At 69.6% G+C, this 10670-nt stretch carries 10 protein-coding genes; 8 read left to right on the forward strand and 2 right to left on the reverse strand.

What is annotated here, in order from left to right; translation table 11 throughout:
- The 5 genes from rpsO (at position 1) to LUZ64_RS35410 (ending at position 5406) form a co-directional block, all read left to right on the forward strand.
- Entirely contained in the window at positions 1-288 is a 288-nt protein-coding gene (gene rpsO / locus LUZ64_RS35390) for a 30S ribosomal protein S15 (protein ID WP_045934183.1), read from the forward strand.
- A gap of 267 nt (positions 289-555) precedes the next feature.
- Positions 556-2772 carry a polyribonucleotide nucleotidyltransferase gene (locus tag LUZ64_RS35395; protein ID WP_095578564.1) on the forward strand — a complete coding sequence of 739 codons (2217 nt, stop codon included), beginning with the start codon at positions 556-558 and terminating at the stop codon, positions 2770-2772.
- Positions 2769-4151, forward strand: a complete 1383-nt coding sequence (locus tag LUZ64_RS35400; protein WP_095578565.1) for a M16 family metallopeptidase — start codon at positions 2769-2771, stop codon at positions 4149-4151. The genes LUZ64_RS35395 and LUZ64_RS35400 overlap by 4 nt, the downstream gene beginning before the upstream one ends.
- Positions 4152-4186: 35 nt before the next feature.
- Complete coding sequence (gene dapB / locus LUZ64_RS35405) at positions 4187-4939, forward strand: 4-hydroxy-tetrahydrodipicolinate reductase (protein WP_095578566.1); 753 nt, start codon at positions 4187-4189, stop codon at positions 4937-4939.
- 5 nt (positions 4940-4944) lie between these two features.
- Complete coding sequence (locus LUZ64_RS35410; RefSeq protein ID WP_095578567.1) at positions 4945-5406, forward strand: tetratricopeptide repeat protein; 462 nt, start codon at positions 4945-4947, stop codon at positions 5404-5406.
- A gap of 106 nt (positions 5407-5512) precedes the next feature.
- Here the strand turns inward: LUZ64_RS35410 and LUZ64_RS35415 are convergent, their stop codons facing one another.
- A complete protein-coding gene (locus tag LUZ64_RS35415; RefSeq protein ID WP_095578568.1) occupies positions 5513-6073 on the reverse strand; it encodes an SCO5741 family PH domain-containing membrane protein in 561 nt (186 codons plus the stop codon).
- A 124-nt stretch (positions 6074-6197) separates the two neighbouring features.
- The gene (locus tag LUZ64_RS35420) at positions 6198-6437 is read right to left on the reverse strand and encodes a hypothetical protein (protein ID WP_095578569.1); all 240 of its coding nucleotides are present in this window, start codon (positions 6435-6437) and stop codon (positions 6198-6200) included.
- A 207-nt stretch (positions 6438-6644) separates the two neighbouring features.
- On the opposite strand from LUZ64_RS35420, the gene thyX reads away from it, so the two are divergent.
- The 3 genes from thyX to LUZ64_RS35435 all read left to right on the forward strand — a co-directional run bounded on the left by thyX (position 6645) and on the right by LUZ64_RS35435 (position 10295).
- On the forward strand, positions 6645-7385 hold the full coding sequence (gene thyX / locus LUZ64_RS35425; protein WP_087925962.1) for an FAD-dependent thymidylate synthase: 741 nt from the start codon (positions 6645-6647) through the stop codon (positions 7383-7385).
- A 174-nt stretch (positions 7386-7559) separates the two neighbouring features.
- Positions 7560-8459 carry a 4-hydroxy-tetrahydrodipicolinate synthase gene (dapA, locus tag LUZ64_RS35430; RefSeq protein ID WP_095578570.1) on the forward strand — a complete coding sequence of 300 codons (900 nt, stop codon included), beginning with the start codon at positions 7560-7562 and terminating at the stop codon, positions 8457-8459.
- Positions 8460-8609: 150 nt separating this feature from the next.
- Complete coding sequence (locus LUZ64_RS35435; RefSeq protein WP_095578571.1) at positions 8610-10295, forward strand: ribonuclease J; 1686 nt, start codon at positions 8610-8612, stop codon at positions 10293-10295.
- The last annotated feature ends 375 nt before the right edge of the window (positions 10296-10670 follow it).

Genomic DNA, 10670 nt, shown 5'->3' on the forward strand with positions numbered 1-10670 from the left:
GTGTCGCTCGACGCCGCTACGAAGAAGCAGATCATGGCCGAGTTCGCCACCAAGGAGGGCGACACCGGCTCCCCCGAGGTCCAGGTCGCGATGCTCACCCGCCGCATCTCGGACCTCACCGAGCACCTGAAGCAGCACAAGCACGACCACCACTCGCGTCGTGGCCTGCTGCTCCTGGTCGGCCAGCGTCGCCGCCTGCTGCAGTACCTGGCCAAGAAGGACATCACGCGCTTCCGCGCCCTGGTCGAGCGCCTCGGCATCCGCCGCGGTGCCGCCGGCGCCAAGTAAGACACCGTGAAGGGAGCGGTTCCCAACCCTGGGGGCCGCTCCCTTTGCGTATCTCGTGGAAAGCAGAAGCTTTGTAGTCTGGTTTCCACAGCGGCACCGCGCCGCGACAGTACGAGGAGGAGCGCAGCGCTCGCCGCCGGTCCTCGGTAGTGGCCCCCGGATCAGGGAAATCCGGGTGCTTCGATCGAAGACCGGCCAGCACAGGCGCCCCTCCGCCCCCGTCCCGCGCCACACGGGCGCCGGGACGTAGACGAGGAGATATCCCTGGTGGAGAACGAGACCCACTACGCCGAGGCCGTCATCGACAACGGCGCCTTCGGCACCCGCACCATCCGCTTCGAGACGGGCCGCCTGGCCCGTCAGGCCGCCGGCTCCGCCGTGGCCTACCTGGACGACGACACCATGGTGCTGTCGGCCACCACCGCCTCCAAGCGGCCCAAGGACCAGCTGGACTTCTTCCCGCTGACCGTCGACGTCGAGGAGCGGCAGTACGCGGCCGGCAAGATCCCCGGCTCGTTCTTCCGTCGCGAGGGCCGCCCCTCCGAGGACGCCGTCCTCACCTGCCGCCTGATCGACCGCCCGCTGCGCCCGTCCTTCAAGAAGGGCCTGCGCAACGAGATCCAGATCGTCGAGACGGTCATGGCGCTCAACCCCGACCACCTGTACGACGTGGTCGCGATCAACGCCGCCTCCTGCTCCACGCAGCTCGCGGGCCTGCCCTTCTCCGGTCCGATCGGCGCCACCCGCGTGGCCCTGATCAAGGGCCAGTGGGTCGCCTTCCCGACGCACACCGAGCTCGAGGACGCCGTCTTCGACATGGTCGTCGCCGGTCGCGTCCTGGAGGACGGCGACGTCGCGATCATGATGGTCGAGGCCGAGGCCACCGAGAAGACCATCCAGCTCGTCAAGGACGGCGCCGACGCCCCGACCGAAGAGGTCGTCGCCGCCGGTCTCGAGGCCGCGAAGCCGTTCATCAAGGTCCTGTGCCGCGCCCAGTCGGAGCTCGCCTCCAAGGCCGCCAAGCCCGAGGGCGAGTTCCCGGTCTTCCTGGACTACCAGGACGACGTCCTGGAGGCCCTGACCGCCGCCGTCAAGAGCGAGCTGGCCCAGGCGCTCACCATCGCCGGCAAGCAGGACCGCGAGGCCGAGCTGGACCGCGTCAAGGACGTGGCCGCCGAGAAGCTGCTCCCGCAGTTCGAGGGCCGCGAGAAGGAGATCTCCGCCGCGTACCGCTCGCTGACCAAGGCCCTGGTCCGTGAGCGCGTCATCAAGGAGAAGAAGCGCATCGACGGCCGCGGCGTGACGGACATCCGTACGCTCGCCGCCGAGGTCGAGGCCATCCCGCGCGTGCACGGCTCGGCGCTGTTCGAGCGCGGCGAGACCCAGATCCTGGGTGTCACCACGCTGAACATGCTCCGTATGGAGCAGCAGCTCGACACGCTGTCGCCGGTGACGCGCAAGCGTTACATGCACAACTACAACTTCCCGCCCTACTCCGTCGGCGAGACCGGCCGCGTCGGTTCGCCGAAGCGCCGCGAGATCGGCCACGGCGCCCTGGCCGAGCGGGCCATCGTGCCCGTGCTGCCGACGCGCGAGGAGTTCCCGTACGCGATCCGCCAGGTGTCCGAGGCCCTCGGCTCCAACGGTTCGACGTCCATGGGCTCGGTCTGCGCCTCCACCATGTCGCTGCTGAACGCCGGTGTGCCCCTCAAGGCCCCCGTCGCCGGTATCGCCATGGGCCTGATCTCCCAGGAGATCGACGGCAAGACGCACTACGTCGCCCTCACCGACATCCTCGGTGCGGAGGACGCCTTCGGCGACATGGACTTCAAGGTCGCCGGCACCAAGGAGTTCGTCACCGCCCTCCAGCTCGACACCAAGCTGGACGGCATCCCGGCCTCCGTCCTGGCCGCGGCCCTCAAGCAGGCCCGCGACGCCCGCCTCCACATCCTCGACGTGATGATGGAAGCGATCGACACGCCGGACGAGATGTCCCCCAACGCCCCGCGGATCATCACCGTCAAGATCCCCGTGGACAAGATCGGTGAGGTCATCGGCCCCAAGGGCAAGATGATCAACCAGATCCAGGAGGACACCGGCGCCGAGATCACGATCGAGGACGACGGCACCATCTACATCGGTGCCGCCGACGGCCCGGCCGCCGAGGCCGCCCGCGCCACGATCAACGCCATCGCCAACCCGACCATGCCGGAGGTCGGCGAGCGCTACCTGGGTACGGTCGTCAAGACCACCACCTTCGGTGCCTTCGTCTCCCTGATGCCCGGCAAGGACGGCCTGCTGCACATCTCGCAGATCCGCAAGCTCGCCGGTGGCAAGCGCGTGGAGAACGTCGAGGACGTGCTCGGCGTCGGCGCCAAGGTCCAGGTCGAGATCGCCGAGATCGACCAGCGCGGCAAGCTCTCGCTGATCCCGGTCATCGAGGGCGAGGACGGCGACGAGGCTAAGGACGAGTCCGCCAAGTGACGTCCCGTAGTACACGGAAGACGGCCCGCACCTCTTCGGAGGGGCGGGCCGTCGCCCGTACCCAAACGCTTCTCCAGGGCGAGAACGGCATCGGTACGGTGCGCCGTACCACCCTCCCGGGGGGCCTGCGCATCGTCACGGAGACCCTGCCGTCCGTACGCTCGGCGACCTTCGGCATCTGGGCCAACGTCGGCTCCCGCGACGAGACCCCGACGCTCAACGGCGCCACCCACTACCTGGAGCACCTGCTCTTCAAGGGCACCGCCAAGCGCAGCGCGCTGGACATCTCCTCCGCCATCGACGCGGTCGGCGGCGAGATGAACGCGTTCACGGCGAAGGAGTACACGTGCTACTACGCCCGTGTCCTCGACACCGATCTGCCGCTGGCCATCGATGTCGTCTGTGACATGCTCACCGGCTCGCTCATCGAGGCCGCCGACGTCGACGCCGAGCGCGGTGTGATCCTCGAAGAGATCGCGATGACCGAGGACGACCCCGGCGACTGCGTGCACGACCTGTTCGCGCACACGATGCTGGGCGACACCCCCCTCGGCCGCCCGGTCCTCGGCACGGTCGACACGATCAACGCCCTCACCCGCGACCAGATCGCCCGCTTCTACAAGAAGCACTACGACCCGACCCACCTGGTCGTGGCCGCCGCGGGCAACGTCGACCACGCCAAGGTCGTCCGCCAGGTCCGCGCGGCCTTCGAGAAGGCCGGCGCCCTGGGCCGTACGGACGCGGTGCCCGTCGCCCCGCGCTCCGGCGCCAAGGCGATCCGCACCGCGGGCCGCGTGGAGCTGCTCGGCCGCAAGACCGAGCAGGCGCACGTCGTCCTCGGGATGCCGGGGCTGGCCCGCACCGACGACCGCCGCTGGGCGCTCGGCGTGCTCAACACCGCCCTGGGCGGTGGCATGAGCTCCCGCCTCTTCCAGGAGGTCCGGGAGAAGCGCGGTCTCGCCTATTCGGTCTACTCCTACACCTCGGGCTTCGCCGACTGCGGCCTCTTCGGCGTCTACGCCGGCTGCCGCCCGAGCCAGGTGCACGACGTCCTGCGGATCTGCCGCGACGAGCTGGACAAGGTCGCCGCGGACGGTCTGTCGGACGAGGAGATCACCCGCGCCGTCGGACAGCTGTCCGGCTCCACGGTCCTCGGGCTGGAGGACACGGGCGCGCTGATGAACCGGATCGGCAAGAGCGAGCTGTGCTGGGGCGAGCAGATGTCGGTCGACGACATGCTGGCCCGCATCTCGGCCGTCACCCCGGACGAGGTCCGCTCGGTGGCCCGCGATGTACTGGGGCAGCGTCCTTCGCTGTCCGTGATCGGCCCGCTGAAGGACAAGCAGGCGGCAAAGCTCCACGACGTCGTGGCCCGCTAGGCCCGAACGGGCCCGAGAGAAGGAAGTAACCGAGGATGAGCAAGCTGCGCGTGGCGGTCATCGGCGCCCACGGCCGGATCGGCTCCGAGGCCGTACGGGCCGTGGAGGCCGCCGAGGACATGGAACTGGTGGCCGCGCTGGGCCGGGGCGACGAGCTGGAGACGCTGACCCGGGCCGGTGCCCAGGTCGCGGTCGAGCTGACGCACCCCGACTCGGTGATGGAGAACCTCGAGTTCTGCGTCGGCCACGGCATCCACGGCGTCGTCGGCACCACCGGGTGGACCGAGGACCGTCTCGCGCGGCTGAACTCCTGGCTCGACGCCTCCCCGTCGACCGGTGTGCTCATCGCCCCGAACTTCTCCATCGGGGCCGTCCTGACCATGTCCTTCGCCCGGCAGGCGGCGCGCTTCTTCGAGTCCGCCGAGGTCGTCGAGCTGCACCACCGCGGCAAGGCCGACGCCCCCTCCGGCACCGCCACCCGCACCGCGCAGATGATCGCGGAGGCCCGGGAGGCGGCCGGCCTGCCGCGGCAGGAGGACCCGACCACGCACGGCCTGCCCGGCGCGCGCGGCGCGGACGTCGACGGGGTGCCCGTGCACGCCGTGCGGCTGCGGGGCCTGCTGGCCCACCAGGAGGTCCTCTTCGGCGACACCGGGGAGACGCTCACCATCCGGCACGACTCGCTGCACCACAGCTGCTTCATGCCCGGCATCCTGCTGGGCGCGCGCCGTGTGGTGGACACGCCCGGGCTGACCTTCGGCCTGGAACACTTCCTGGATCTGGGCTGAGCACCGTGCGCGCGAAGATCGTCTATTTCGGGCTGGCCGCCGTCCTGGTCGTCTACTTCTTCCTGGTCGGCAGCCGCGGCCTCATGCTGATCAGGCAGGGGACGGCGATCACCGTCGCCTTCGGCGTGGCGGTGCTGGTCCTGCCCTTCATCGGCGCCTGGTTCCTCTACCAGACCACCCGGTTCGCCCGGGCCGCCAACCGGCTGGCCCAGGAGCTGGAGGCCGAGGGCGGGCTCCCCGTCGACGAGCTCGTACGGACGCCGGGCGGCCGGATCGACCGCGATTCCGCGGACGCCGTCTTCGCCCGTCGCCGGGCCGAGACGGAGGACGCGCCAGGGGACTGGAGGGCGTGGTTCCGGCTGGCTGTGGCGTACCACGACGCGAGGGACACCCCGAGGGCCCGTAAGGCCATGCAGAGGGCCATCGCCCTGCACGACGGGAAGCCGGTGCGGGCCGAAGCGCTCTGACGGCGTCCGGCGGCGTCCGATCGAGAAGGGGCGGGCGGGAGAATTCTCCCGCCCGCCCCTTTCGCGTGCCCGGGACCGGGGCCCGGCCCCGGCCGGAGAGGGTGTGTCAGCCGGCCTGGAACTCCGCTACGCGCCGCTCCACCGCGGCCACCGCCCCCGCGAACCGCTCCGGGCCGCCCAGGAAGTCCGCTCCGTGATCGGTCACGACGGTGACCACCGGCTCGCCCTGGGTCCGGACGACGACCAGCGCCTGCCCCTGGACCGTACGGGGCAGCCCGAGCCACCGCACCGGCTGCTGCGCGGTCCGCACCTCCGCCACCTCCGACCACGGGAGCACCGTGCTCGACAGCAGCCGCACCTGACGCAGTCCCTCGGGGCTCAGCCAGAGGCCGACGTGGACCAGCCGCACGGCCGCCACGATCAGCAGCACGGCCACGGCCAGGCAGACACCGGCGCCCGGCAGCGAACCGGCGACGGCGATGATCAACGCGGAGAAGAGCACATACGAGGCGAGCAGCAGTACCAGGGCGGCACCGCCGACCCGCCAGGGGCCGACCCGGTACGGACGCCGCCGGCGGGAGCGGTCCTCGTAAGGCAGATACGCCTCGGGGGCCGGGCCCGCGGGTGCGGCGTCGTCTCGGGTGGCTGTCAGGAAGGGCAGGGGCATTGGGCGAGGCTACCGATGCGTGAAGGGCCCGGCCACCTCAGGGTGGCCGGGCCCTTCACGCCCTGACCGAACGCTTTCCGGCCGACAATCAGTGGGAAATCAGCCGGAAACCGGTCGGACCGGATCAGCGGCCGTCCTTGGCCTCCGACTGCTGCGTGTGATGCGTGCTCGTGCCCGCCTGCATCGCCGGCATGCCGAAGAGCAGCGCCCCGACCAGCCCCGCCGTGACCGTGATCCCCACGAGGGCCTGGCGGGCCAGCTGTGAGCGGCTCGCGCGGGCCCGGGGCGGCGGTGTGACGTTGCTGCGGTAGCGCTCGGATTCGGCGACGAAGGCGAAGGGCACGGGCTCACGCCGGCGAAACATGAAGGGCTCCCTGGAACCTCGAAGTGCGTTGTCACACAGAAGGACGTTCGAAAGGCGCCTCAGGTGCCCGTTTTCGGCGACTTCTGTGAAAAATCTCAACAGCCGCCCCGGCTCATCCCTCCGCCCCGCTCTGTCACGGGCCGAGTGTCAGTGGTGGCCCGTAGGCTGGTCGCCGCCCGAGCAACGTGATTTGGAAGGACCCCGCCGGTGACCGACAGCCCCACCGAGTACGCCAAGCCCACATTCCGCGGTGATGTGACCGTCGAGCTGGTCAAGCACAGCGCCGCCGACTCCGACGTGCTGTGGGCCGCCCGCGTCTCCACCGCCGGTGAGCAGTCCCTGGAGGAGATCACCAAGGACCCCGAGCGGTCGAAGGGTCTCATCAATTACCTGATGCGCGACCGCCACGGCAGCCCCTTCGAGCACAACTCGATGACCTTCTTCATCAGCGCCCCGATCCTCGTCTTCCGCGAGTTCATGCGCCACCGCGTCGGCTGGTCGTACAACGAGGAGTCCGGCCGCTACCGCGAGCTCCAGCCGGTCTTCTACGTCCCCGGCCAGGACCGCAAGCTGGTCCAGGAGGGCCGCCCGGGCAAGTACGTCTTCGTCGAGGGCAGCCAGGAGCAGCACGACCTGACCACCCGCGTCATGGAGGACTCCTACCGCCAGGCCTACGAGGCCTATCAGGAGATGCTGGCCGCGGGCGTCGCCCGCGAGGTCGCCCGCTCGGTCCTGCCGGTCGGTCTCTTCTCCTCCATGTACGCCACCTGCAACGCCCGCTCGCTGATGCACTTCCTCGGCCTGCGCACCCAGCACGAGCAGGCGACGGTCCCCTCCTTCCCGCAGCGCGAGATCGAGATGGTCGGCGAGCAGATGGAGGCGGAGTGGGCGAAGCTCATGCCCCTCACCTACGCCGCGTTCAACAAGAACGGGCGCGTCGCTCCCTGACCGCGCCCCTACGCACCGGTAGGGAAGGTGTCCGTATTGCGGCTTTTCCCGACTTTCATCTAGGCTGAAGAAACGGACCCGGTACTGCTTGAACCCCCGAGCAGGCAGTGCCGGGATCCCTTTGGCACTCCCCGAGGGAGCACCTCACGGTGAGCAACGAGTAGCGTGGCCCCCATGGCTCCGACCTCCACACCGCAGACGCCCTTCGGGCGGGTCCTGACCGCCATGGTCACGCCCTTCACCGCTGACGGCGCCGTCGACCTCGACGGTGCCCAGCGCCTCGCCACCCACCTGGTGGACGCCGGCAACGACGGCATCGTCGTCAACGGCACCACCGGCGAGTCGCCCACCACCAGCGATGCGGAGAAAGCCCAGCTCGTACGGGCCGTGGTCGAAGCGGTCGGTGACCGCGCCCACGTCGTCGCCGGAGCCGGTACGAACGACACCCACCACAGCATCGAGCTGGCCCGCGCCGCCGAGCAGGCGGGCGCCCACGGCCTCCTGGCCGTCACCCCGTACTACAACAAGCCGCCGCAGGAGGGCCTCTTCCGGCACTTCACGGCCGTCGCCGACGCCACGGAACTCCCCGTGATGCTCTACGACATCCCCGGCCGCAGCGGCGTCCCGATCAACACCGAGACGATCGTCCGCCTGGCCGAGCACCCCCGGATCGTCGCCAACAAGGACGCCAAGGGCGACCTGGGCCGCGCCAGCTGGGCCATCGCCCGCTCGCGCCTCGCCTGGTATTCCGGCGACGACATGCTCAACCTGCCGCTGCTCTCCGTCGGCGCCGTCGGCTTCGTGTCCGTCGTCGGCCACCTCGTCACCCCCGAGCTGCGCGCGCTGCTCAGCGCCCACCTCGCCGGTGACGTCGCCAAGGCGACCGAGATCCACCAGAAGCTGCTCCCGGTCTTCACGGGTATGTTCCGCACCCAGGGCGTGATCACCACCAAGGCGGCCCTGGCCCTCAAGGGCCTCCCCGCGGGTCCGCTGCGACTGCCGCTCGTCGAGCTCTCCCCGGAGGAGACCGAGCAGCTGAAGCGCGATCTCTCGGCAGGCGGGGTAGAGCTTTAACCAGAGGCCGCACCCGGCGCACCCGGCGCTCGCCGGACCGGCGGCCCCACAGACTTCACAACTGAATACGGAAACAACTGCAAGTGCACGAATGTCACGCGCGCCATGTGTCCCAGGAGGGCATGTGGCGTGTGTGGTGAGGAGAGTCTTTTGAGTCACCCGCACCCTGAACTCGGTCCCCCGCCGAAGCTCCCCGAGGGCGGCCTCCGGGTCACGCCCCTCGGTGGTCTCGGCGAGATCGGCCGCAACATGACCGTCTTCGAGTACGACGGCCGTCTGCTGATCGTCGACTGCGGAGTGCTCTTCCCCGAGGAGGAGCAGCCCGGAGTCGACCTGATCCTGCCGGACTTCTCGTCCATCCGGGATCGCCTGGACGACATCGAGGGCATCGTGCTCACGCACGGCCACGAGGACCACATCGGTGGCGTCCCCTACCTGCTCCGCGAGAAGCCGGACATCCCGCTGATCGGCTCCAAGCTGACCCTCGCCCTGATCGAGGCCAAGCTCCAGGAGCACCGCATCCGCCCCTACACCCTGGAGGTCGTGGAGGGGCACCGCGAGCGCATCGGCCCGTTCGACTGCGAGTTCGTGGCGGTCAACCACTCCATCCCGGACGCCCTCGCGGTCGCCATCCGTACCCCGGCCGGCATGGCCGTGCACACCGGCGACTTCAAGATGGACCAGCTCCCGCTGGACCGCCGCCTCACCGACCTGCCCGCCTTCGCGCGGCTCGGCGAGGAGGGCATCGACCTGCTGCTCTCGGACTCGACCAACGCCGAGGTCCCGGGCTTCGTCCCGCCCGAGCGCGACATCTCCAACGTGCTGCGCCAGGTGTTCGCGAACGCCCAGAACCGCATCATCGTGGCCAGCTTCGCCAGCCACGTGCACCGCATCCAGCAGATCCTGGACGCCGCGCACGAGTACGGCCGGCGGGTGGCCTTCGTCGGCCGCTCGATGGTCCGCAACATGGGCATCGCCCGTGACCTGGGCTACCTGCGGGTTCCGGCGGGCCTCGTCGTCGACGTCAAGACCCTCGACGACCTGCCGGCGGACGAGGTCGTGCTGGTCTGCACGGGTTCCCAGGGCGAGCCGATGGCCGCGCTGTCCCGCATGGCCAACCGCGACCACCAGATCCGGATCGTCCAGGGCGACACCGTGATCCTGGCGTCGTCCCTCATCCCGGGCAACGAGAACGCGGTCTACCGCGTGATCAACGGCCTGACCCGCTGGGGCGCCAACGTCGTCCACAAGGGCAACGCCAAGGTGCACGTCTCGGGCCACGCCTCCGCGGGCGAGCTGCTGTACTTCTACAACATCTGCAAGCCCCGCAACCTGATGCCGGTCCACGGCGAGTGGCGGCACCTGCGGGCGAACGCGGAGCTCGGCGCCCTGACCGGCGTTCCCAAGAACCACATCGTGATCGCCGAGGACGGCGTCGTGGTGGACCTGGTGAACGGCTCCGCGAAGATCGTCGGCAAGGTCCAGGCCGGCTATGTGTACGTGGACGGCCTCTCGGTCGGCGACGTCACGGAGACCTCGCTCAAGGACCGCCGCATCCTCGGGGACGAGGGCATCATCTCGGTGTTCCTCGTCGTCGACAGCGCCACCGGCAAGCTCGTGGGCGGCCCGCAGATCCACGCGCGTGGCTCGGGCATCGAGGACTCCACCTTCTCGGCGGTCGTCCCGAAGATCGAGGACGCGCTGGCCAAGTCGGCCTCCGACGGCGTGCTGGAGCCGCACCAGATCCAGCAGCTGGTCCGCCGGACCATGGGCAAGTGGGTGTCCGACACCTACCGCCGGCGCCCGATGATCCTCCCCGTGGTCGTCGAGGTCTGACGTCACATCAGCCATCTGGGCGGCCGCCCCGGCGCCGATTTGCATCCGGGTGCGGCCGTCCAGTAGGTTTACGGCTCCACCGCAAGGGGAACCCCTGAACGCCGAAGGCGAGAAGGATCGTTCCGAAAGCGGTGGGAAACCGGCCCAGAGAAATCTGATAAAGTCGGTGAAGCCGGAAAGCGAATAGCTGGAAGGCAAACCCCGCTCCAACAGGGGGCCGGAAACGGAATTCGGACCGGAAACGGACTGGAAAACGGATCTGGTAAGGTTGGAAACAACGAAGGGAAGCGCCCGGAGGAAAGCCCGAGAGGGTGAGTACAAAGGAAGCGTCCGTTCCTTGAGAACTCAACAGCGTGCCAAAAGTCAACGCCAGAC

The organism is Streptomyces albireticuli (assembly GCF_021228125.1).
Taxonomy (GTDB): domain Bacteria; phylum Actinomycetota; class Actinomycetes; order Streptomycetales; family Streptomycetaceae; genus Streptomyces; species Streptomyces albireticuli.

What these genes read in the sequence shown, in the direction of transcription:
- dapB (WP_095578566.1), top strand. Translation starts at nt 4,187, where the DNA reads ATGAGCAAGCTGCGCGTGGCGGTCATCGGCGCCCACGGCCGGATCGGC.
- LUZ64_RS35415 (WP_095578568.1), bottom strand. Translation starts at nt 6,073, where the DNA reads ATGCCCCTGCCCTTCCTGACAGCCACCCGAGACGACGCCGCACCCGCG.
- LUZ64_RS35420 (WP_095578569.1), bottom strand. Translation starts at nt 6,437, where the DNA reads ATGTTTCGCCGGCGTGAGCCCGTGCCCTTCGCCTTCGTCGCCGAATCC.
- dapA (WP_095578570.1), top strand. Translation starts at nt 7,560, where the DNA reads ATGGCTCCGACCTCCACACCGCAGACGCCCTTCGGGCGGGTCCTGACC.